The sequence below is a fragment of the Kitasatospora sp. NPDC056181 genome, from assembly GCF_042266225.1.
Taxonomy (GTDB): domain Bacteria; phylum Actinomycetota; class Actinomycetes; order Streptomycetales; family Streptomycetaceae; genus Kitasatospora.
Genome location: NZ_JBHJUK010000036.1, coordinates 38,227 through 60,083, shown reverse-complemented (window position 1 = coordinate 60,083; position 21,857 = coordinate 38,227). Strand labels below are relative to the sequence as shown.

Sequence of the window (21,857 nt, the reverse complement as noted above, 5' to 3'; positions counted from 1 at the left end):
GGCCCCGTACCGGGAAGCCGATCGGCAGGGAGCCATTGCGCGCGCAGTCGATCGCACCGTGGCGCTTCGGCCGAGCGAATGGACCGCCCGAGGAGCACGTCGCTTTCCCCGGCGACGTGGCGATCGAGACCGTCACTGATGAAGGGCCGTCATTCGGGAGAACCCGTCGCGCCACCGAATGCGCGGCCGGCCGCGGCGCACATGGCGCCATGGGTTCCGGTTCTGCCCGGCGCGGGAATTCGTCCGCCGGTTTGCCGGTTCGCAGCGGCTCCCGTCAGCGGGTCACTGCGTGCGGCCAATTGACGGGGTTGGAGCGGGGATCGAGGTGGATCCACCCCTGCTGGTACACCGTCGGACGCTTACCGCTCCTGCCGGCGGTCTCCTCTGCCCACGCGCTGTCGGGGACCTCGAGGATGCCGTGCCGCACGACTCTCCCGCCGCCCCGCACCGGGCGCCCGGGCCGGTGGGCGGCGGGCGCCGTGAATGACCTCTGGAATACCTTCATGTCTCCCTCGTGGAATGCCGATAACGGCGAAGATCGCCCCCGTGCTCTACCGGTCCCTGCGCGGCGCCCCGCGTTCCGCCGCACACCGGACGCCGCGCGCGGACCTGTCGTCGAATTTATGGCAGCACCGGAACGGACACAGTGCGGAGTTGCACAGCAACCGGGTTCGGACGGTGCCGGAGTGCACAGTGATCCCATAGTCTGCGGCCGTCAGTACGGAATGCGCGGGGGGAAACTGTGCAGAGCGATCTCATTCCAGGCATGTCATCACCGGCCGGGCGGACCGGCCGGGCGGACGACATCCTGGCCATGCACCAGGCCGGCCGCAAGGGCGGGACACCACAGGTGCTGCGATGGCTGGCCAGCCGCACCTCGGCGGACGTCTTCCTGATGAACCCTTCGGGCACCGCGGCCAGGACGGGAACGTTCCCGTCGGACGACACCGCGCGGGCCGCGTGCCTGCGCGGAGCCGAGGACATGGCCGAGCGAGGGCTGCGGTCGGCCGTCATCGACCAGGGCGAACTCACGTGCTTCATCCTCGTCCTCGACAACGACCGGACTCTCCGCGCGCCCCTCCTCGCGGCGGTGGCCCGCCGGCCCGCGGCGCCCGAACTTCCGGTCCTGCTCGCGGACGCGGTCTCCATCCTCAGCCTCACGTGGCACGCCGAGGACGCACGGCGGAGCCGGCAACGGCTCCGCACCGCGGACACCAGGACGAGGGAAGCGGTCCTGCGCCTCCTGATGGACGGTCAGACGGCGATCGCCCAGGACGTCGCGGGAGCACTCCGGCCCACCCTGCCCGAGGTCATGCAGATGTACGTCGTCGAAGGGCCGCACGAGGCGCGCAGCGAACTCGCCCTCCGGATAGCCGAGACGAGCAAGGACGCGTGGGTCGTGCCGTGTCCCGTCTACAACGACCACATGCTCGTCCTCGCGCCCCCGCCCCCCTGCCCGACCGCCGCCCTCCCGGCCTGGGCGACCCACGGTTCGACAGCCGAGCGCCTCCGGCTCGGGGTGAGCAACCCCCTGCACCTGCGGGAGACCGCCACCGGCTACGCCCAGGCGTTCCACGCCCTGGCCGCCGCACGCCACCGCACCAGCCGGCTGTCCACCTTCGCGGGGGAACCGGACCTCGCACTCACCATCGGGCCCGCCGTGGCGGCCTGGTCCGCCTCCTTCCTCTCCCCGGTGCGATCGCACCTTCCCAGGCGCACGCAGGATCCGGACGGCACACAGCTCCTGGCCACCGCCGGCGCGTGGCTCCGCTTCTCCTCCGGAGCCGCCACCGCACTGAACATCCACCGCAACACCCTGGCCGCACGCCTGGCCCACGTGCAGGAGCTGCTCCGCCTGGACCTGACCCGGCTCGCCGACCAGTCCGCCCTGGCCCTCGCCCTCCACGCGGCGGCCGGCCGCACCGCGTCCCGCAGGAGTGACGACGGCACGGGGGAAGGCCGACCGGCACCGTCCCTGGACGAGCTCCTCGTCCTGCCGCGCGTCGTGTCCTGGGCGCACCGGCAGTTCCGCCCCCTTGAGGACACCGGCCACACGACCCCCGTCGCGGAGACGATCGGCACCTGGTTGCACCTGGACGCTCGCATCGGCCCCACCGCGGGGGCGCTGTCCCTCTCGGAGTCCGCCGTCCGCAAGCGGCTGGCACGGGCCGAAGAGTTACTCCAGCGCTCCCTGACGCGCCCCCCGACCGCCGTCCACGACCTGTGGCTCGCTCGACGGGCCCTCGAACTGACCGGACGGTGATCACGACCCTGAGGGGCCCAACTGCCCCGGAGGGTCGGTAGAGTGGCCGCTCGCCGACCGGGGAGAGGGATGCGCGTGGCCGCGGGGGAACAGGTCGACAGGGCGCGCGCCCAGCTGTTCGGCGAGGTGGCCGAGCTCTACGACACGGCCCGGCCGGGGTACTCGGACGCGCTGGTCACGGAGGTGCTGGCGTACGCGGCCCTGGGCGGCCGTACGGCGGTGGAGGTCGGCGCGGGTACCGGCAAGGCCACCGTGCCGTTCGCCGAACCGGGCACTCCGCTCGTGTGCATCGAGCCCGACCCGCGCATGGCCGAGGTCCTGCGCCGGAACACCGCGCGGTTTCCCGCCGTCCGGGTCCGGTCCGGCCGCTTCGAGGACTGGCGGCCGGGCGGGCGGCGCTTCGGTCTGCTCCTCGCCGCCTCGTCCTGGCACTGGGTGGACCCGCAGCGGCGCTGGGACCTCGCCCACGGCGCCCTCGCACCCGGTGGCGCGCTCGCACTGTTCTGGAACCCGCACCGGGTCCGTGATGCGCGGTTGCAGGCCGCTCTCGCCGAGGTCGACCGCCGGTACGGGATGGCCAACACGCCGCACGGCGAGCCGGCGTCCTCCTTCGGCGAGGTGCCCGGCAGCTCACTCGGACCGGACGGCTGGCCGGAGGCGGAGTGCCGCCGGGACGGCCGGTTCACCGACCTGCGTGCCGTCCGGTACCGGCAGGACCGGTCCTACGACACCGACGGCTACCTGGACCTGCTGGCCTCGCTCTCGGCCTACCGCGCCCTGCCCTCCGGCCGGCGCGGGCAGGTCCTCGCGGAGACGGCCCGCGTCCTGGAAGCACACGGCGGCCGGATCGCCATGGACCACTTCAGCGACCTCTTCCTCGCCCGGGCACGGTGAGCCGGCCGCCCGTGGGCGCGGCGGCTCCCCCGGGCCGACGACGCGGGCGGCCACGGCGTGGGCCGCCCGCCGGACGGGCCGGCACCGAACGGGCCGGCAGGCGACCTCGACCGCCGGCCCCGACCGCCGGCCCCGACCGCCGGCCCCGGCCGCCGACTCCCGGCCTCGCCCCCGACCGGCCCCCGACCGGACAGGCCGTCAGGACGGCTGCCCGTCACGCCTTCCGTGGCCGGGTGCGAACATCAGGTCGGTGGCGCGGGCGAGGACCTCGGCGCGGGTGCGGCCCTCGTGGTCGGCGGCGACGTTCTGGTGCGCGATCGCCACGCAGAAGGCGATCAGGCTGCGGGCCTCGACCTCGTCGGGGTCGGGGCAGAGGGTGCCGATCATCTCGCGCAGCAGGGCCATCCGCCGGTTGTCCACCCGTCGCAGGCGCTCGGCGACGGCCGCGTCGCGCCGGGCCCAGTCCCGGACCGCCAGGTCGATCGGGCGCAGGCGGTCGTTGGAGAAGGTGAGCACGCCCGCGCGCCGGGCCTTGGTCCTCGCGTCGCCCCCCTCGCGTTCGACCCGGTCGATCACCTCGTCGGTGCTCTCCCGCTCCCAGGTGTCCAGCATCGTCTCCAGCAGCGCGTCACGGTCGGCGAAGTACCCGTAGAACCCGCCCTTGGTGACGCCGAGCCGCTTCGCCAGCACCTCGATCCGGACGGCATCCGGACCGCCCTCGGCCAGTGCGGCCAGGCCTTCCTCCACCCATCGGTCGCGCGGTGTGCGAGCAGCGCCCACGGTGTGTCCCACCTCACTCGTCGCCGGATATACGCAACCGTATATCCGGGTCTAGCCTCGTCTTGTACGCAAGCGTATAAAACGGGGGCGGCAGACGGCGCCCCGCGCGGGAAAGGCGGCACCGGCCATGAAACTTCCTGTCGAAGCCCACACCGATCGGCCCTGGCGGATCCACGAGTTCGCCCGTGACTTCCGGGTCGAGGACGTGTGGTCGTACCGCACCCCCGGGGCCGGGCCGGACGACTTCCCCGTGATGCTCGCCGCGATGCGGGCGGGCGGCGGGTTCGACCGGCAGAGCCCTCCGGTCCGCTTCCTCTTCGCGGTGCGCTGGAAGCTCGGCGCCCTCCTCGGGTGGGACAGGCCCGACAAGGGCCTCGGGTCGCGGGTCCCGTCGCTCTGCGACCGCCTGCCGCGGGACCTCCGCGAGACCGTGGCCGGCTCCGACTCCGGCGACATGCCGCTCACCCCCGTCTACGAGCTCCCCGACGAAGCCGTCCGCGAACTGGCGAACAAGACCGTCCACACACTGATGCACCTGGGCTGGGTGCCGACCGGCGACGGCGGCCACGAACTGCGGATGGCGGTCCTGGTCAAGCCGAACGGCCGGTTCGGGCGGCTGTACATGGCGCTCATCGCACCGTTCCGCTACCTGATCGTCTACCCGGCGCTCACCCGCCAGTGGGAGCGCGCCTGGCAGGACCGGGCACTCCTCCTCCCCGGGAGCGCCGACCCCCGCCCGTGAGCGCCGCGGACGGACGGGCGGTTCGGGCGGCGCCCTCGACAGGGGGCCCGCCCCGTCACCGCTCTCCGGCCACCTCCTCGACCACCACGCCCCCCGGGGACCAGGGCTCCAGGTCGCGGAAGAACCGCGCCGCGTCGACGACGGCCTCCGGCGGGTGGACACCCGGCCGGCGGGCCGTCCCGTCCAACAGCTGCGCGAGGCCGAGGGCGAGCGGGACACCAGTGGCAAGGGCCATGTCGGCGAGCAGGCGCGGCGGGTCCTCGGCGGGGCGGGCGAGGACGCCGAGCGGCCGGCCGTCGCGCAGCCCGGTGGCGGCGGCGAAGAACGGCGGCAGGCCGCCCGGGCCGCGGAGCCCGGCGGCCCGGACGCCCGCGGTCAGGGTGCGCCCGAGCGGGGGGCCGGCCAGCAGGGTCGCCGCGGACTCGTTGTCCAGCCGCCCCCGGTCGAGGTCGCGCCGCAACCCGTCCAGGAAGGCGACGGTGCCCCGGGTGACCACCATCAGGCAGGCCGCGTTCCCGGTGGGCGCGAGGCTGCGGTGCAGGGTGACCGGTTCGGGGTGGCCCACGGTGTAGGCCGTCCCGGCCCGGCCGCCCGGCAGCGCGAGCGTGACCGGCCGCAGCGGGCGCCGCTGCACCAGCCGCCCCCGCTCGACCACGGCGACGGTGCCGCTGATCTGCTCCATCCAGTGGACGGCGGCGGCGCCCGCCCTCCCGTCCGGCCCGGTCAGCTCCTCACCGGTGTCGGGGACGTCCACCGGCCAGGCCGTGTACAGGTCGTGGACGGTGTCGAGCCGCTCCGCCGCCAGCGCGGCGAGCAGGTTGGAGACGCCGGGGCTGGCGCCCATGCCGAGCACGGCCGTGACACCCGACCTCCGGGCCTCGCCGTCCAGTTCGAGCATCCGGACGGTCGGCTCCCAGTCGTCGCAGAGGTCCAGGTAGTGGGTGCGGGCGCGGATCGCCGCGGCGAGCACGGCCGGCCCGAACCGGTAGTAGGGGCCCACCGTGTTGAGCACGACGTCGGCGGCGCCGATGGCCCGGTCGAGCTGTCCGGCGTCCGTGACGTCGACCTGCTGCGCCGACAACGCCGCTCCGCCGAGGCGGAGTTCGCCGGCGAGCCGGCCGGCCGCCGCCAGATCACGGTCGGCCACGACGACTTCGCGGACGCCGGGCAGCGCGACGGCCGCGCGGACGGCGGCCGCGCCCATGGCCCCGGCGCCGCCGAGGGCGAGGATCCTCATCGGTGCACTCCCGTCGGTGCGGTGGACTCCAGATAGCGGCGCAGGTCGTCCAGGTAGCCGTCGACGTAGACCGACCGCGGCGCGGCCACGGCGGCGGTGGCATCGACGGTGAAGTTCCGGCCGATGAACCGCCAGCGCGCGGGCGTCAGGTCGCCGAGGTCCGCACCGACGGCGGCCCGCGCCTGCTCGTACGTCGCACCCTTGCGCAGTTGCTCGTCGACCCGTTCGCGGTGGGCGAGTTCGGCGTCGACGCGGGCCAGCAGGGCGCCGAGCACCCGCCTCAGCCAGGTACGCCGCACTGCAGCACCCCCATATCTATCGAATTCAAAACTATCGTTTTCTTCTCGATAGTTTCGAGCGTACTACACTCACCGGAGGAAGGGAGTGGCGCGATGACGGAGGAAGCGCAGGCCGAGGTCCCCACCAGGACACTGGTCGAAGGCCTGGTCCGGGCGGACGGCACGGTGGACGCGGGCGAGCTCTACGAGGTGGCGGGCGCGCTCGGGATGTCCGACCAGCAGGTGCGGCTCTGCATCAAGCGGATGGCCGCCGAGGGCCTGCTGGTCCAGGAGGGGCGCGGCCGGCGCGCGGTGCTGCGGGAGACCGAGCAGGCCCGGCGGGCCGCCGACCCCGAGGTGGAGTTCGTCCGGCACATGTACGCCCAGGACGCCGGGCTCGCCCCCTGGGACGGCGGCTGGCACCTCGCCGCGTTCGCCGTCCCCGAGTCCGCCCGCCACGCCCGGGACGCGCTGCGCGAAACGCTGGTCCGGCTCGGCGGCGCAGCCGTCCAGGGCGGCCTCTACGCCTGCGCCAACGCGTGGGAGCCGTACGTCGAGGCGGAGGCGGAGCGACTCGGTGTCCGGGACCGCCTCACCCTGCTGACCAGCACCGACCTGCGGATCGGCGACGAGTCGGAGCCGCTCGCCCTCGCCCGTCGCCTCTGGCCGCTGGAGGAACTCGCCGACGGACACCGACGGCTGGCGGCCGTCGCCCGCTCGCGACTGGCCCGGCTGACCGCCGCCGCTCCCCCGGGGCGGACCGAACGCCTCGCTGCCACCGTGGAGTTGGCCGCCGAGTTCACCCGGGCCACGGCCCCCGACCCGCTCCTGCCGCCCGAGCTGCTGCCCCGCCCCTGGCCGGGCGCCGAGGCCCGCGCCCTGACCGCCGAGTGCTGGCGCCAGCTGCTCCGGGCCGAGCACGCCGACCCGGCCCCCGGCCCGCGCCTCTTCCACCGCTACGACGAGGTGGTCCGCCGGATCACCGGTGTGGGGCAGGAGAACTGACGCCACGTCGGGGGGGCCGGTGACCCGGGTCGGCGGTGCGGCCGGGCACGCGACGTCGATGCCGTCGGCCCGGCTACCGCCCCCGAGGATGTCCACCCTGGTGCCCTCGGCTGTCCACCCTGGTGCCCCCACCGCCCGGCCCGGTGCGCGGGTCGGCGGCGTTCGCGCAGTACGCGGCCCTCCCGGCCGGACGTCACGGCTGCCCCTCGCGCGGGAGCCGATCCGATCCATCAGCCACTGCGGCGGATCGATCAGCCGGACGCCCTCCGGCTCGTCCGGGTCGGTCCGGGCGACCACGGCGACCACGTCCACCCCGCCGGTGGACAGCGGAGTCAGGCCTGACGGGCATAGCTGGCGAGCCGGTCGGCGAGCGCGCTGACGAGGTCCCGGAGTTCGTCCGGTCGAGCGATGACGAACGGCCGGTCGAGCGAGGCGAGCACGGGAGGCAACCAGTCCAGCCGCTCTGCCCTCAATTCGACGTGGAACCAACGCTCGGTGTGCGGATCACCTTCCGCGGGCACGGGGCCCTCCACGCTCGCGACGCTGGCGGGCAGTCGGGCGCGGATCTGTTCGACGGTCCCGTGGATGCGCAGGGTCACCTCGTGCCGGTACGCGGCCTTGGCGAGCCCCGACAGGACGTGCTGTGCCGGATCGAGTCCGGCGGGCGGCTCGAACGAGCCCGGCAGGGTCCTCGCGTCCGCGATGCGATCGAGCCGGAAAGTCCGGTCCTGGCCGATCCCGGGATCTGCACCCGTGACGTACCACCGGCCCGCATGGGTCACGATCCCGTACGGGTGCAGCGTGCGTTCGCTTCGCCGGCCGTCCCGGGTGGTGTACCTGATGGAGATCGGGCGGCGATGGCGTACCGCATCGGCGACGGCGAGCAGGACCCCCGTCTCCGGGGTGGCCGACTCGCCGGGCGGATCCGTGAAGGCGAGGGATTCCATGACGGCGTCGAGCCGACGGGCCAGACGCTCGGGCAGTGCCCGGCGGATCTTGGCCGCTGCCGTCTCGCCCGCAGTCTCGGTCGCCGTCAGCAACCCCGTCCTGCGGCCGGCGACGAGGCCGAGCAGCACCGCGAGCGCCTCGTCGTCGTTGAGCATGAGCGGAGGCAGGCGGTACCCGGGAGCGAGCCGGTACCCGCCATAACGGCCGCGGACCGCCTCGACGGGGATGTCGAGGTCGACCAGGTGGTCCACATAGCGCCGCACGGTGCGCCCGTCGACGCCGAGCCGGTCGGCGAGTTCGGCCACCGTTCTGATACCGCCCGACTGCAGCAGTTCCAGGAGGGTGAGCACGCGGCCGGTAGGTCGAGCCATGTCCACGAGCCTAGCGTTGATACCGGACCGATTCTGTCCACTATTTGCTCTAGCGTCCGTGGTGCAACGACTCCACCAACCCGAGGAGAGCACCATGAACTTCGTTTCGACCCGGATCATCACAGGCGACGTCGCGCGCCTCGTCGACTTCTACGAGCGAGCCACCGGAGCGCAGGCGCACTGGTCCACCGAGGACTTCGCCGAACTGCGGACCGCGAGCGCGACCCTTGCGATCGGCAGCACCCGCACCGTGGCACTGTTCGCGCCCGGCTCCGCCCGGCCGGCCGAGAACAACACCGTGATCATCGAATTCCTCGTCGCCGACGTGGACGGCGTGTACCGGAACCTGGCCGATTTCGTCGCCGACTTCGTGACCGAGCCCACCACGATGCCCTGGGGCAACCGGTCGCTCCTGCTCCGCGACCCCGACGGCAACCTCGTCAACTTCTTCACCCCCGTCACGCCGATGGCCATCGAAAAGTTCGCTCGCTGACGCCGGCGCTGCCGCCCGGGCGGCAGCCGGTCCGGACGGCACGTTCCACACGGACCGGATCATCTGAGCCAGAACCCCGGACGACGAGTGTCTTCCGTCATTCGATGCATTTGACCGTTTGCCACTGGAGTCCGACCAGCCTCGCGGCCCCGGCTTGCGACTCGTCCCGCAGGCGGCCCTGATGGCGAGGGCCGCTTCGGACGTCCTGCGGCCACCCGGAGGCCCTCCCCACGGCGGCGGAGGGCCTGACCGGCCTGCTCGCGGACCGCTGCGCCTTCGAGGACTTCGACGTCGACGCCGCCGCCGGGCGCGGCATGGCCTTCGAGCAGCCGGACCAGCTGGCCCTCGACCGCGCAACCCGCGGGCAGCGCGGGACGGCGGGCCGTCGCATCACCTCCCGGGCGGTCTCGGCGGGACTATCCTCGGGTTCATGTCGAACCCTGATGCGCTGCTCGTCGACATCGCCGCCATGGTGGAGTCCGAGCGCAGCAACCAGATGCCCCTGACCGTGGTCGTCCCGGGGGCGGTCATCACCGGGCGGCTGGCTCCGGAACGTCTGTGGCACGAGCGGGTGGCCGAGGTCCTCGCAGGCTCCGACCACCTGAAGCCCTTCGCCGCACTGTTCACGCCCGCCACCAGCGACGGCGGAGCGGAGGGCGAAGGCGTGACTCCGCCCTCCGTACGACCCACCCACCTGCACCTGCACGTCGCCCGCATCCTGCAGGGCAGCTTCGGTCTGCCCCACACGGGGGGCATGTACCGCATCGCCATCGCCGACGTCAGCAGTTGGACGGTGGGAGACCTCAGCTACAGCGACCAGTGACACCTCGACCGGGGCGGCCCCGCCCGTGTCCGCTCTCGCGGCGCGGGCCCGGGTGAGATGGCGGTCGTCGCCTCCCGGATGCCCGAACCCGTCGTTCCCGCTCCCGGGAACGGCCGGGCCGGACCGGGCCGACGAGGGATCGCTCCGCCGTCGAGAAGTTCGCCGTCGACCGCGCCGCGCGGCGCGCCGTGCCCTTCGAGCAGCCGGACCGGCCCGCCGGTGGCGGACAGCCCCGACTCACCGGCCGGGTGGCCGCAGCGGCCGTCCCCCGGAGCCAGGGTGTGCGGGGCGGGCGCCGGTCGCACCCGGCTCGCGGCGCAGGGCCTCCCCTGCTCCGGGCGGCAGGAGGCCGCCCGCCCGCCTTGTCCCACAACGTGGTGCTCGTTGGGATGCAGGTGCCGGTACTCGCCCCTGGCGTGGCCCAGCAGCTCCAGCGCCCGGTTGGCGACGACCCCGTTGGCGTTCATGTTGGTCGAGGTGCCGGCGCCGCCCTGGATGACGTCGACGACGAACTGGTCGTGCAGCCTCCCGCCGCGGATCTCGCGGCAGGCGGCGACGATCGCTTCCGCCTTCCGGGGCTCCAGCAGGCCGGCGGCCCGGCGGGCGGCCTCGTCCCGCGAAGCGAAGCCGCCGTCGTCCCGCGAAGGCGCGCTCGGGCCAACGGCCGCGCTCGGGCCAACGGCCGCCCTCACGCCAACGGCCGGCCGAGGACGTAGACCGTGCGGACCACCACCGCGGCGGAGAACACCAGCAGGTGGTAACCGATCAGCGCGTACAGGCTCAGGTCGCCCGTCACCATGGGCCCTCCCTGCAGGCCGAGCAGTTGGACCCCGGTGACGCCGAAGAAGATCCCCAGGAAGGTGAACAGCACCCGGCTCAGCAGTTCGCCGGCCACCCGGCGGTCGCGCGGGTCGGACAGCAGGCGGACGTTCACCGCGAGCCGGCCCTCCTCCAGTGCGCTGCCGATCCGGTCCAGCCGGCGCGGCAGCCGCCGCAGCACCGGTAGCAGGGTGAGGAGTTCGTCCTGGGCGGCCTCCCGGGCGCTGCCCGGCGCCAGCCGGTCGCCGAGCCGGGCGGCCGCGTAGGAGCGGGAGGCCGCCAGCATGTCGAAGCCGGGGCTGAGCCGCAGCAGCGTGCCCTCCAGCGTGCCGAGGGCGCGGAACACCGCGGCGATCTCCGGCGGGACGGCCAGCCTGAAGTCGGTGACCAGCCGGAACAGGTCGGTGAACATCTGCACGTCCGGCGCCGATCCGTGGCCGAGGTGGCGGGCGCTGAACTGGCCGAGCGCCCGCTGCAACCGCTGCTCGTCGACGTCCTCGGGGCGGTCGGTCACGTCCAGCAGGGCGTCCCGCAGGGCGGCCGGATCGGCGCGGTCCACGGCCAGGAAGAGCCCGGCCATGGCGTCGCGCAGCCCCGGGTCGATCCGGCCGACCGAGCCGAAGTCCAGCAGCGCCGGACGGCCGTCCGGCTGGAGCAGGATGTTGCCGGGGTGCGGGTCGGCGTGGAAGACGCCGTCGCGGACGACCTGGTTGAGCAGCGCGGTGAACAGGGTGTCGGCGACCTCGCGGCCGTGCTCCTCGTCCGCGGGCCGCGCCTGGCCGAGCGGGGTGCCGTCGATCCTGGTCATCACCAGGACGCGTTCGGTACTCAGCGCCTCGTGCACCTGCGGCATCGTGACGCTGTCGTCGCGGCGGGCCTCGGCGGCGCGCCGGACGGCCGCCATGTTCCGTGCCTCGACCCGGAAGTCGAGTTCCTCGCGCAGGGCGACCGCGAAGCCCTGCGCCAGTTCCACCAGGCCCAGGCTGCGCCCCCAGTCGGTGCGGGACTGGAGGGTGACCGCCAGCCGGCCGACGATGTCGAGGTCGCGATCGACGAGTTCGCGGACGCCGGGCCGCTGCACCTTGACGATGACCCGGGTGCCGTCCGCGAGCACCGCCGCGTGCACCTGGGCGATCGAGGCGGCGGCGAGCGGACGGTGGTCGAACTCGGCGAACACCTCCGCCGGGGCGGCGCCGAGCGCGGCGACGAGCTCCCGCTCCACCTCCGGCCACGGCGCGGGCGGGACCTGGTCCTGGAGCCGGCTCAACTCCTCGACGTACGGCGCGGGCAGCAGGTCCCGGCGGGTGGACATCACCTGGCCGAGCTTCACGAACGTCGTGCCGCCCGCCTGGAGCGCCTGGCGCAGCTCCTGCGCCAGCAGTTCGTGCCGCGTCCCGCCGTCCTGGCCCCGGCCGCGCAGGTAGGGGCCGAGGCCGTGCCGCCCGGCGATGCCGACGATCTTGGAGTAACGGCGCATCCGCGCCAGCCGGCCGCGCAGCGACCGCGGCCAGGAGAGCGGGCGGACGCTGCCGGCCGGCACCGCCAGGTCCAGGACGACCAGCGTCACCATGGCCACCAGCAGTGCGATGGCGATCAGCAGCGGGCTCAGCACGAGCCGCTGCTCGTCCCGCTGGAGGTGGTTGCCGAGCAGGCCGCCCGCGGCCGAGATCCCGACCACTCCCGCCGCCACCGCCCGGGACAGACCGGCCTCGATGCCGAGCAGCCGGCGCCCGAGCAGGGCGGGTGGCACGACCAGCACGAAGCCGCCGACCAGCATGCCGATGATCCACATGTTCCGGTCCCCCGTTGGTTGCACCGGCGGCCGCGCGCACCGGTGCCTGGCGCCGTCGGCCCACCGGCGGACTCCCCCTCCGCCTCGGCCGTACGGCCGGGACCGCGCCATCATGCCACCCGCGGGGCGGTTGCCCGGCCCCGGGGTGCGGGCGCCCGTCAGGGGCATGACGCATCGTCACAGCCAGGACGCCGCAGGGCACCGGGAGCCGGCCGGGCCGCCCGGAAACCCCGGGCCGGCCCGCGCCCGGCCGCTCAGCCGAGCGCGTTGAGAGCGTCCGAGGCGGCCGGGTGTCGGCCGAGGTGGTCGATGACGTGGTAGGCGTGGTCGACCGGCGGCTGGACGTCCGGCGGGCACTTGTCCCGTCTCAAGTGATCTGGTCCGAGGCCATGACCGCGATCTGCGGCGACCAGATCATCTGAGACGAGCAGCGATCCGAGATCTCGGGCGATCCGGTCTGCGGTGTGTGGATGCCGCCACCGTCTCGATCCAGCTGATCCGGGCGAGGCGGCTGGCACACTGCTCGGCATGAGTGACTGGTATGAGCAGTTGGAGCTGGGCAGTGACCTCGTTCGGGTCTCGGAACCCCTCGTCAGCCCGCTGCTGTCGGCGAAAATGTGGTGGCTGCGCGGAACCGATCGCGACCTCGTCGTCGATGCCGGGCTTGGCGTCGTCGCCCTGCGCGGGGAGATCCCACGCATGTTCGAGCGCGACCCGCTGGTAGTCCTCACCCACGCGCACCTGGACCACGTCGGTGGGGCTCACGAGTTTCGTGAGCGGGCCGCTCACACGGCCGACGCCGCGATCCTGGCCGCGGGTGTCCCGGCCAGTCTGTACGGCGCCGAGCTCTACGAGAAGCTCGGCATCGATGCCGAGGGAGAGCCCGTCCCGGACCTGCTGATCAAGGACCTGCCGCATCCCGAGTACGACCCGCGGACGTATCGCGTCGAAGCGGTGACACTGACTCGCCGGCTGGATGACGGGGACCGGATCGACCTGGGCGACCGCACGCTGACGGTCCTTCACCTTCCCGGCCACTCCCCAGGAAGCATCGCCCTGCTGGAGGAACGTACCGGGGTGCTTTTCTCCGGCGATGTGGTGTACGACGGCCACCTGATCGACGACCTCCCGGACTCCGATGTGCCCGCCTACCGGCGCAGCATGGAAAGCCTCGCGCAACTGGACGTGTCCGTCGTCCACCCGGGCCACGGGCGCAGCTTCGACCAGACGCGGCTTCGTGAGCTGGCCCATGCCTATCTGCACAAGGCGGGCGCCGAACAGGCAGGTAGTGCCTGCGACTGACCTGCCGCCTCGCTCGGGCGGTCACGGAGCCCGACCGGCCCGACCTGGGGAATGAGCTCCCCGCCAGGGCCCGGAACCGCCCTGGCGCTCGAACCGGTTACCCGGCGATCGGTCGCCAACAACTCTCAGCAGCCAGGATCTGCCAGACGCTCCGGCGGACCACACCGCCCGAGAAGACGAGCGAATCGGACCAGATCACGTGAGACCGAGACCAGGCCGAGCGAGCACGGTCCGGCCGCCCGCCTCCGTGGACATCAGGCCGCGCCAGTGCCGGGGGGCGTCGCCGCGCATGCTGGGGCGGAACACCCGGTCGGTGCCCGAGAGTCCGCGCAGCGGGTCCTCGGGGTACGCGGCGCCCTCGGCCGGCTGCCGCACCCGGGCGGCGACCGCGCGGTGGAGCACGGAGGCGTCGATCTCGAGCGCCCACCGCCGCCCGGCTCCGGACCGGCAGGCAAATTGGATTCCTGGAGTCGCATTAGATAGCCTTCGAACGTGAGGCTGACCAAGAGCACCGACATCGCCCTCCGCATCGCCATGCGGCTGGCCGTCCTCGACGAGGGCGCCAACCCGACCACCCGCGAGGTGGCCGAGGCCGTGGGCGTGCCGTACACGCACGCGGCCAAGGTGGTCAGCCGGCTGCAGCACCTCGGCGTGGTGGAGGCCCGGCGCGGGCGCGGCGGGGGCCTGGTCCTCACCTTCGCCGGCCGGACCGGCTCGCTCGGGCTGCTGCTGCGCGAGCTGGAGGGCGTCGGTGACGTGGTCGGATGCGAGGACGAGCCGCCGTGCCCGCTGCGGTCCGCCTGCCGGCTGCGCGGGGCACTGCGCACCGCACAGGAGGCGTTCTTCGCGACGCTCGACCCGCTCTGCATCGGCGACCTGGTCGCCTCCCCCACCGGGCCGGTCCTGCTGAGCCTCACCGGCAGGCCCGCCGACTGACACAACCGTTCCCACCGGCACACCCGGCCCACCCGAACCGCCCGCCCATCCGCACCACCAGCCCAGAGCCGGGGCCTCGCACGCCCAAAAATACGACTCTCAGATACCAATTTGGAGCGAACCCGATGCTGTCCGCCAAGTCCGCCGAGGTCGTCGAAGCCACCCTGCCCGTCGTGGGCGGTGCCATCGGCGAGATCACGCCGCTGTTCTACAAGAAGCTCTTCGCCGCCCACCCGGCGCTGCTGCGTGACCAGTTCAACCGGGGCAACCAGGCCAACCGGAGCCAGCAGCAGGCACTGGCCGGCTCGATCGCCGCGTTCGCCTCGGCCCTGATCGCCCACCCCGACCAGCGGCCGGACGCCATGCTCGCCCGGATCGCCCACAAGCACGTCTCGGTCGGCATCAGCAACGAGCAGTACCGGGTCGTCCACGAGCACCTGTTCGCCGCCATCGTCGAGGTGCTGGGCGAGGCCGTGACGCCCGAGGTCGCCGCCGCCTGGGACGAGGTCTACTGGCTGATGGCCAACGCGCTGATCGCCGTCGAGGACCGCCTGCGCGCCGAGTCCGCCGCCGCACAGGGCGGCGACCCGGCCTCACTGTGGCGCCCGTACACCGTGGTCGCCCGCTACCAGGAGACCGACGACGTGACCACGTTCCTGGTCCGTCCGGCCGACGGCGGCCCGGTGCCGCCCTCCCGCCCCGGCCAGTACGTCTCGGTGCGCGCCACCATGGCGGACGGCGCCCGGCAGATCCGCCAGTACAGCCTCTCCGGGAACCCGGACGGCGCGCTCCAGTTCACCGTCAAGCGGGCGACCGCGGCAGCCGCCGGCGGCCCGGTCGGCGAGGTCTCCAACCACCTGCACGACCACGTGCACGCCGGGGACGTCCTCGACATCGCCCCGCCGCTCGGCGACGTCGCGCTCGCGGACGCCGACGGGCCGGTGTTGCTCGCCTCGGCCGGCATCGGCAACACCCCGATGACGGCCATGCTCTCCCACCTCGCCGCCACCGGTTCCGCCCGGACGGTGATCTCCGTCCACGGCGACCGCGACCAGCTCTCGCACGCCTTCCGCTCCGACCTCGGCCAGCTGACCGCCAAGCTGGCGGACGCCACCGCCCACGTCTTCTACGAGCAGCCGCTCGGCGACTGGCCGCAGGAGCGCACCGGCCTGGTCGACCTCGCGACGGTGCCGGTCCCGGCCGGGACCACCGCGTACCTGTGCGGCCCGCTGCCCTTCCTGCGCTCGGTGCGGGAGCAGCTGCTCACCGCGGGCGTCCCGGCGGCGTCGATCCACTACGAGGTCTTCGGCCCCGACCTCTGGCTCGGCCAGGACGCCTGACCGGCCGGGGGCGCCTGACCGGCCCGTGCGCCTGAACGGCCGGAAGGCCCGCACGGCCGGGAAGGCCCACGCGGCCGGGGTGTGTGCGTGCAGGTGGGTGGCGGCCCGCCTGCACGCACACACAGACGCATACGCACACCCGCACGTCCGCGCGCACACCCGCTTACCCGCGCACCCGCGCACCCGGCGCGGCACCCTCCCGCCCGGTCGGCCCGCTCGGTAGCATCGCTGCCGCACGATCACCGGCGGGCCGGCCGACGGCTCCCCGACCACCGGCGCAGGGAGGGACGATGCGGGTCGCACTCTTCGCCACCTGCGTGAACGACGTGCTCTACCCGTCCACGGCGATCGCCACCGTCCGGCTGCTGGAGCGTCTCGGGGTGGACGTCGACTTCCCGGCCGCGCAGAGCTGTTGCGGGCAGCCGCAGTTCAACACCGGCTACCGGCGGGCCTGCGAGCCGCTGGTCCGGCGGACGGCGCGCGCGTTCGCCGGCTACGACCACGTGGTGACGCCGTCCGGCTCCTGCGTGGCGATGGTCCGTGACACCTACCCGCGGATCGGGGCCAGGGCCGCCGCCGAGGGCCGTGGCACCGGCCTCGCCGACCTGGTCGCGCAACTCGTCCCACGAGTTCACGAGTTGACCGAGTTCCTGACCGATGTGCTGGGCGTCGAGGACGTCGGCGCCTCCTTCCCGCACACGGTGACCTACCACCCCTCCTGTCACGGGCTGCGGGTGCTCGGCCTCGGCGAGCGGCCCCGCCGGCTGCTCCGGGCGGTCCGCGGGCTGGAGCTGGTGGAGCTCCCGGGAGCCGAGGAGTGCTGCGGCTTCGGGGGCACCTTCGCGGTGAAGAACCCGGCCGTCTCGGCGGCGATGGGCGAGGACAAGGTGCGCAGCGCCCTCGCCACCGGCGCCCGGGTGCTCTGCGGCGCCGACAACTCCTGCCTTCTGCACCTCGGCGGGATGCTGCGCCGCCGGGGCGACGCGTTGCGCCCGTTGCACCTCGCCGAGATCCTGGCGAGCACCGAGGCCGAACCCTGGAGGCCGAGTTGAGCCGCCCCGCCTTCCTCGGCCTGCCCTCGTTCCCGGGCAGGCACTCCCGCAACGCGCCCACCCCGGGCGGCACCGGAACGGGCGGCACTGTGACGGGCGGCACTGTGACGGGCGGCACCGGGACCGTCGGCACCGGAACGGGCGGCGTGACGGGCGAGCCGTTCCCGGAGGTCGCCGCCCGCGCCACCCGGGACACGACGCTGCGCGCCAACCTGCGGCACGCCACCCACACCATCCGCGACAAGCGGGCCCGCGCGGTGGCCGAGCTCCCGGACTGGGCCGGGCTGCGTGCGGCCGGCAAGGCGATCAAGGACCACACGCTGCGTCATCTCGACCGCTACCTCGTCCAGTTGGAGGATGCCGTCACGGCGGCCGGCGGCACCGTGCACTGGGCCGCCGACGCGGACGAGGCCAACGCGATCGTCACCCGGCTGGTCCGCGCGGCCGTCAGCCCCGACGCCGGTGAGGCCGACGCCGGTGAGGCCGAGGCCGAGGTGGTCAAGGTCAAGTCGATGGCCACCCAGGAGATCGGACTGAACGAGGCGCTCGCCGCCGCGGGCATCACCGCGTACGAGACCGACCTCGCCGAGCTGATCGTGCAGTTGGGCGACGACCGGCCCTCGCACATCCTCGTCCCGGCGATCCACCGCAACCGCGCCGAGATCCGGGAGATCTTCGCCGGGCGGATGGCCTCGTGGGGGCGGCCGGCACCCGAGGGGCTGACCGACGAGCCCGCCGAACTCGCCGAGGCGGCCCGGTTGCACCTGCGCGAGAAGTTCCTCCGCGCCCGGGTCGCCGTCTCCGGGGCCAACTTCATGGTCGCCGAGACCGGCACGCTGGTGGTCGTGGAGTCCGAGGGCAACGGGCGGATGTGCCTCACCCTGCCGCGCACCCTGATCTCCGTCGTCGGCATCGAGAAGGTGGTGCCGACCTGGCGGGACCTGGAGGTCTTCCTGCAGCTCCTGCCGCGCTCCTCCACCGCCGAGCGGATGAACCCGTACACCTCGTTCTGGACCGGGGTCACCCCGGGCGACGGCCCGTCCGAGTTCCACCTCGTGCTGCTCGACAACGGGCGGACGGCCACCCTCGCCGACGAGGTCGGCCGCCAGGCGCTGCGCTGCATCCGCTGCTCGGCCTGCCTCAACGTCTGCCCGGTCTACGAGCGGGCCGGCGGGCACGCGTACGGCTCGGTGTACCCGGGGCCGATCGGCGCCATCCTGACACCCCAACTACGCGGCGTCACCGGCCCGGTGGAGGCCTCGCTGCCGTTCGCCTCCTCGCTCTGCGGGGCCTGCTACGAAGTCTGCCCGGTGGCGATCGACATCCCCGAGGTCCTGGTCCACCTGCGCGAGCGGGTCGCGGCGCAACGTGGGCACCGGCTGGAGCGGGCAGCCGTCGCGGCGGCCGGCTACGTGCTCGACCACCCGGAACTGCTCCGCGCGGCCGAGCGCGCGGCGGCCCGGACCAGGCGCTTCCACCCGCACCGCCTGCCCGGACCGGGCCGGGCCTGGACGGACACCCGGGACCTCCCGGAGCTGCCGCCCGAGCCCTTCCGCGACTGGTGGCGGAGGAACCGCCGATGACGACGCACCGCCCTCCGGGCTCCCGCGAGCTCGTCCTCGGCCGGATCCGCGCCGCGCTCGGCGCCGGCCGTCCGGCGACGGGCGACGGGCGACCGGCGGGCCGCGCCGGCGCCGGCCGAACAGCCGGTGCCCCGCGACTACTTGGCGAGCCACGCACCGGCGGACGACCCGGCGGCCCTGCTCGACCTGCTGCACCACAACCTCGCCGACTACCGCGCCGTGGTCCACCGCTGCCCGTCCGCCGGGCTGCCCGCCCTCGTCGCCGCGCTCCTCGCCGGGCGCGGCTCGCGCAGCGTCGCCGTCCCGGCCGACCTGCCGCCCGCCTGGCTCTCCGCGGCGACGGCGGTCGAGGCGCGGCCGGACGACGGCACCCTCACCGCGGCCCGGCTGGACCGGACGGACAGCGTGCTGACCGGCTGCGCCCTGGCCATTGCCGAGACCGGGACCCTGGTCCTGGACGCGGGCCCGGCCCAGGGCCGGCGACTGCTGACCCTCGTCCCCGACCACCACATCTGCGTCGTCCTGGCACCCGGGCAGGTGGTCGCCTCCGTGCCGCTCGCCCTTCCCCGGCTCGACCCCGCCCGCCCCCATACCTGGATCTCCGGCCCGTCCGCCACCAGCGACATCGAACTCGACCGGGTCGAGGGCGTGCACGGCCCGCGCACCCTGGAGGTCGTGCTGGTCACCCCGGACTGACGCCACCGCGCCGCCGCCGGCGCGGTCGGACCCGCTCAGGCCGGCCGCAGCTCCAGCGTGCAGCACTTCGCCCCGCCGCCGCCCTTGAGCAGCTCGGAGACGTCCACCGGAACCGGCTCGTAGCCCTGCTCGGACAGCCGGCCGGCCAGCGCCTTGGCGGTCTCCGGCAGCAGGACGTGCCTGCCGTCCGAGACGGCGTTGAGGCCGAACACCTCGGCGTCGGCGCGGTCGGCGAGGATCGCGTCCGGGTAGAGGCTGCGCAGCAGCGCCTGGCTGTCCGGCGAGAAGGCCGCGGGGTAGTACATGACGTGGTCGTCGTCGAGGACGGCGAGCGCGGTGTCCAGGTGGTAGTACCGCGGGTCGACCAGGGTCAGGCCGAGCACCTGCACGCCGAACAGCGCCCGCGCCTCGGCGTGCGCGGCCGGGTCGGTGCGGAACCCCGTCCCGGCGAGCACCCGGCGGCCGGCCACCAGGTGGTCGCCCTCGCCCTCGTTGACGTGGCCGGCCCGGCGGACCTCCCGGTACCCGCGGGCCCGGAACCACTCCTGGTAGGCGTCCGACTCGGCCGCCCGTTCGGGGTGACGGAAGGTGGCGACCAGCGCCCGGCCGTTCAGCACGGTGGCGCCGTTGGCGGTGTAGACCATGTCGGGCAGGCCGGGCAGCGGGTCGATCAGCTCGACGGTGTGGCCGAGGCTCAGGTACAGCGCGCGCAGGCGCTCCCACTGGCGGAGGGCGAGCGCGGTGTCGGTCGGGCGCGCCGGGTCCATCCACGGGTTGATGGCGTAGTCGACGGTGAAGTGCGTCGGCCGGCACATCAGGTAGCGCCGCGGCCTGGCGGTGCGCTCCGGGGTTCGGTTCGGCATGCGGCAACCTCCGCCGTCCGGGGGTTCGGGGGCCGGCAGCGGCACGGGTCGTGCGAGCGCTGCCCAGAGGGCGGCTGCCCCGCCCACGCGGTTCGCACACGCGCGCGGGCGCCCCCGGCCGACGCAGGCCCCAGCGCACCCGGCGCGGTACCCGGCGCACGACGGCACGCCGCGCGCCCCGCTCACCGCCGGTCTGCCCGCCTGCCGGCCCGCACAGCGCCGGGTATGCCGGCCTGCCCGCACACCACCGGCCTGCCCGCCTGCCCGCCTGCCCGCCTGCCCGCCTGCCCGCCTGCCCGCCTGCCACCGGGTATACCGGCCTGCCCGCACACCACCGGTCTGCCGCCCGTCCCTACGTGGCCGATCTCACGTACCGGCAAGGGCCACCTACGGTGGCGTAGGTCACTTGAGACGGTGAACTATCTACTTCATGCCGAACCTCCAGGAGACCCTTGACCTCAGTTCGTACGCCGCCCTCGGGGACAGCTTCACCGAGGGCCTGAACGACCCGGGAGCGGACGGTGCCTTCGCCGGCTGGGCGGACCGGCTGGCCGGTCTCCTCGCCGACGGACGGCCGCCGGGCGCGTTCCGGTACGCCAACCTCGCGGTGCGCGGCCGGCTGCTCGACCAGATCGCCGCCGAACAGGTGCCGGAGGTCCGGCGCATCCAGCCCGACCTGGTCACCTTCTGCGCCGGCGGCAACGACATCCTGCGCCCGGGCAGCGACCCGGACGAGGTGGCCGAGCGCTTCGAGGCGGCCGTCGCCCAACTCACCGAGTTCGCCGGGACGGTGCTGATCTGCACCGGCTTCGACACCCGCGGCGTGCCGCTGCTGAAGCACCTGCGCGGCAAGATCGCCACGTACAACGGCCACATGCGGGCCGTCGCCGACCGCAACGGCTGCAAGGTCGCCGACCTCTGGTCGCTGCGCGCGGTGCAGGACCGCCGGGCATGGAGCGACGACCGGCTCCACCTCTCCCCCGAGGGGCACCAGCGGGTCGCCCTGCTGGCCGCCCGTTCGCTGGGCCTGCGCACCGAGCAGGACCCGGAGGCGCCGTGGCCGGCCCTCCCCGTCCAGTCGGCCGCCGACCACCGCCGGGAGAACCTCCAGTGGGCGCGCGAGTTCCTGGTGCCGTGGGTCGGCCGGCGGCTGCGCGGCGAGTCCTCCGGCGACAACGTCGAGGCCAAGCGGCCCGAGCTGACGCCGCTCTGACGCAGCCTCAGTAACGGGACGGCGCGGGCCCCTTGCGCGAACCGCGGGGGCCCGCGCCGGGCTGCCGGACCAACCGAACCGCACCCGCGTGGACCACGGCGGCCAGCGCGGCGCCGACGACGTACCAGAGCAGGTCCGGCGCGTTGAACGTGGAGCCGAGGACCAGCCTGGCGAGCACGCTGCGGCGGCCCAGTTCGTCGGGCACGCCGGTCAGTTGGAACAGTTCGACCGCCCAGCTCAGGGCGGCGGCCAGCCCCGCCGCGGGCAGCGGCCGCAGCCGCGGCGCAGCGACCAGCACCAGCGCGTACACCAGCACGGTGTACAGCGCGTCCCCCGCGCACTTGGCGAACTCCCCGCCGGTCACCGCCCGTACGCCGAGCCCGGCCGCCACCGTCAGGACCGCCGCCACCGCGGCCGCGACGCGCAC

The 21,857-nt window shown here is 74.2% G+C and carries 21 protein-coding genes and 2 pseudogenes; 14 read left to right on the top strand and 9 right to left on the bottom strand.

Features of this window, described 5'->3' with window-relative positions; all coding sequences use genetic code 11:
* Nucleotides 1-766: 766 nt before the first annotated feature.
* A complete protein-coding gene (locus ACFC1F_RS16540; protein WP_376158923.1) occupies nt 767-2,263 on the top strand; it encodes a helix-turn-helix domain-containing protein in 1,497 nt (498 codons plus the stop codon).
* Nucleotides 2,264-2,338: 75 nt separating this feature from the next.
* Complete coding sequence (locus ACFC1F_RS16535) at nt 2,339-3,157, top strand: class I SAM-dependent methyltransferase (RefSeq protein WP_376158921.1); 819 nt, start codon at nt 2,339-2,341, stop codon at nt 3,155-3,157.
* Between the two features lie 198 nt (nt 3,158-3,355).
* On the opposite strand, the gene ACFC1F_RS16530 is transcribed toward ACFC1F_RS16535, so the two are convergent.
* Complete coding sequence (locus ACFC1F_RS16530; protein ID WP_376158919.1) at nt 3,356-3,937, bottom strand: TetR/AcrR family transcriptional regulator; 582 nt, start codon at nt 3,935-3,937, stop codon at nt 3,356-3,358.
* A 127-nt stretch (nt 3,938-4,064) separates the two neighbouring features.
* On the opposite strand from ACFC1F_RS16530, the gene ACFC1F_RS16525 reads away from it, so the two are divergent.
* Complete coding sequence (locus ACFC1F_RS16525) at nt 4,065-4,679, top strand: DUF2867 domain-containing protein (RefSeq protein ID WP_376158917.1); 615 nt, start codon at nt 4,065-4,067, stop codon at nt 4,677-4,679.
* A 55-nt stretch (nt 4,680-4,734) separates the two neighbouring features.
* On the opposite strand, the gene ACFC1F_RS16520 is transcribed toward ACFC1F_RS16525, so the two are convergent.
* Nucleotides 4,735-5,916 carry a saccharopine dehydrogenase family protein gene (locus tag ACFC1F_RS16520; RefSeq protein ID WP_376158915.1) on the bottom strand — a complete coding sequence of 394 codons (1,182 nt, stop codon included), beginning with the start codon at nt 5,914-5,916 and terminating at the stop codon, nt 4,735-4,737.
* Nucleotides 5,913-6,215 (bottom strand): hypothetical protein, encoded by a 303-nt coding sequence (locus tag ACFC1F_RS16515; RefSeq protein WP_376158913.1) that lies wholly within the window; start codon nt 6,213-6,215, stop codon nt 5,913-5,915. Before ACFC1F_RS16515 ends, ACFC1F_RS16520 begins: the two co-directional genes overlap by 4 nt.
* Before the next feature lie 93 nt (nt 6,216-6,308).
* Here ACFC1F_RS16515 and ACFC1F_RS16510 point away from each other — a divergent pair, with 93 nt between their 5' ends.
* Nucleotides 6,309-7,199: a PaaX family transcriptional regulator C-terminal domain-containing protein gene (locus tag ACFC1F_RS16510; protein WP_376158911.1), complete on the top strand. Its 891-nt coding sequence runs from the start codon at nt 6,309-6,311 to the stop codon at nt 7,197-7,199.
* Nucleotides 7,200-7,531: 332 nt separating this feature from the next.
* Here the strand turns inward: ACFC1F_RS16510 and ACFC1F_RS16505 are convergent, their stop codons facing one another.
* Entirely contained in the window at nt 7,532-8,518 is a 987-nt protein-coding gene (locus tag ACFC1F_RS16505) for a helix-turn-helix transcriptional regulator (RefSeq protein WP_376158935.1), read from the bottom strand.
* Nucleotides 8,519-8,612: 94 nt separating this feature from the next.
* Here ACFC1F_RS16505 and ACFC1F_RS16500 point away from each other — a divergent pair, with 94 nt between their 5' ends.
* The 3 genes and pseudogenes from ACFC1F_RS16500 (at nt 8,613) to ACFC1F_RS16490 (ending at nt 9,834) form a co-directional block, all read left to right on the top strand.
* Nucleotides 8,613-9,011, top strand: coding sequence for a VOC family protein (locus ACFC1F_RS16500; RefSeq protein WP_376158909.1), 399 nt, complete (start codon nt 8,613-8,615; stop codon nt 9,009-9,011).
* 194 nt (nt 9,012-9,205) lie between these two features.
* Nucleotides 9,206-9,385, top strand: a pseudogene (locus tag ACFC1F_RS16495) (xylose isomerase); the annotation flags it as partial.
* Nucleotides 9,386-9,441: 56 nt separating this feature from the next.
* Nucleotides 9,442-9,834, top strand: coding sequence for a hypothetical protein (locus ACFC1F_RS16490; RefSeq protein WP_376158907.1), 393 nt, complete (start codon nt 9,442-9,444; stop codon nt 9,832-9,834).
* A 362-nt stretch (nt 9,835-10,196) separates the two neighbouring features.
* On the opposite strand, the pseudogene ACFC1F_RS16485 reads toward ACFC1F_RS16490, so the two are convergent.
* Nucleotides 10,197-10,439 (bottom strand): annotated as a pseudogene (locus tag ACFC1F_RS16485) (lyase family protein); the annotation flags it as partial.
* 83 nt (nt 10,440-10,522) lie between these two features.
* On the bottom strand, nt 10,523-12,445 hold the full coding sequence (locus ACFC1F_RS16480; protein WP_376158905.1) for an ABC1 kinase family protein: 1,923 nt from the start codon (nt 12,443-12,445) through the stop codon (nt 10,523-10,525).
* A gap of 528 nt (nt 12,446-12,973) precedes the next feature.
* Between ACFC1F_RS16480 and ACFC1F_RS16475 the strand changes: the two genes are divergently transcribed.
* Complete coding sequence (locus ACFC1F_RS16475; RefSeq protein ID WP_376158903.1) at nt 12,974-13,747, top strand: MBL fold metallo-hydrolase; 774 nt, start codon at nt 12,974-12,976, stop codon at nt 13,745-13,747.
* A gap of 195 nt (nt 13,748-13,942) precedes the next feature.
* On the opposite strand, the gene ACFC1F_RS16470 is transcribed toward ACFC1F_RS16475, so the two are convergent.
* Nucleotides 13,943-14,149 carry a hypothetical protein gene (locus tag ACFC1F_RS16470; RefSeq protein ID WP_376158901.1) on the bottom strand — a complete coding sequence of 69 codons (207 nt, stop codon included), beginning with the start codon at nt 14,147-14,149 and terminating at the stop codon, nt 13,943-13,945.
* Nucleotides 14,150-14,239: 90 nt separating this feature from the next.
* Between ACFC1F_RS16470 and ACFC1F_RS16465 the strand changes: the two genes are divergently transcribed.
* From ACFC1F_RS16465 to ACFC1F_RS16445, 5 genes are all read left to right on the top strand, one after another.
* Nucleotides 14,240-14,683, top strand: coding sequence for an Rrf2 family transcriptional regulator (locus tag ACFC1F_RS16465; RefSeq protein WP_148640969.1), 444 nt, complete (start codon nt 14,240-14,242; stop codon nt 14,681-14,683).
* Between the two features lie 125 nt (nt 14,684-14,808).
* Nucleotides 14,809-16,023 (top strand): globin domain-containing protein, encoded by a 1,215-nt coding sequence (locus ACFC1F_RS16460; RefSeq protein WP_376158899.1) that lies wholly within the window; start codon nt 14,809-14,811, stop codon nt 16,021-16,023.
* 290 nt (nt 16,024-16,313) lie between these two features.
* Entirely contained in the window at nt 16,314-17,075 is a 762-nt protein-coding gene (locus tag ACFC1F_RS16455) for a (Fe-S)-binding protein (protein ID WP_376158897.1), read from the top strand.
* A 146-nt stretch (nt 17,076-17,221) separates the two neighbouring features.
* On the top strand, nt 17,222-18,658 hold the full coding sequence (locus tag ACFC1F_RS16450) for a lactate utilization protein B (RefSeq protein ID WP_376158933.1): 1,437 nt from the start codon (nt 17,222-17,224) through the stop codon (nt 18,656-18,658).
* A 126-nt stretch (nt 18,659-18,784) separates the two neighbouring features.
* The gene (locus ACFC1F_RS16445) at nt 18,785-19,354 is read left to right on the top strand and encodes a lactate utilization protein C (protein ID WP_376158895.1); all 570 of its coding nucleotides are present in this window, start codon (nt 18,785-18,787) and stop codon (nt 19,352-19,354) included.
* A 35-nt stretch (nt 19,355-19,389) separates the two neighbouring features.
* Here ACFC1F_RS16445 and ddaH read toward each other — a convergent pair whose 3' ends face one another.
* Entirely contained in the window at nt 19,390-20,217 is an 828-nt protein-coding gene (ddaH, locus tag ACFC1F_RS16440) for a dimethylargininase (RefSeq protein ID WP_209413194.1), read from the bottom strand.
* Nucleotides 20,218-20,647: 430 nt separating this feature from the next.
* On the opposite strand from ddaH, the gene ACFC1F_RS16435 reads away from it, so the two are divergent.
* Nucleotides 20,648-21,430: an SGNH/GDSL hydrolase family protein gene (locus tag ACFC1F_RS16435; protein WP_148640973.1), complete on the top strand. Its 783-nt coding sequence runs from the start codon at nt 20,648-20,650 to the stop codon at nt 21,428-21,430.
* Nucleotides 21,431-21,437: 7 nt separating this feature from the next.
* On the opposite strand, the gene ACFC1F_RS16430 is transcribed toward ACFC1F_RS16435, so the two are convergent.
* On the bottom strand, nt 21,438-21,857 hold the full coding sequence (locus tag ACFC1F_RS16430) for a DUF2809 domain-containing protein (protein ID WP_376158893.1): 420 nt from the start codon (nt 21,855-21,857) through the stop codon (nt 21,438-21,440).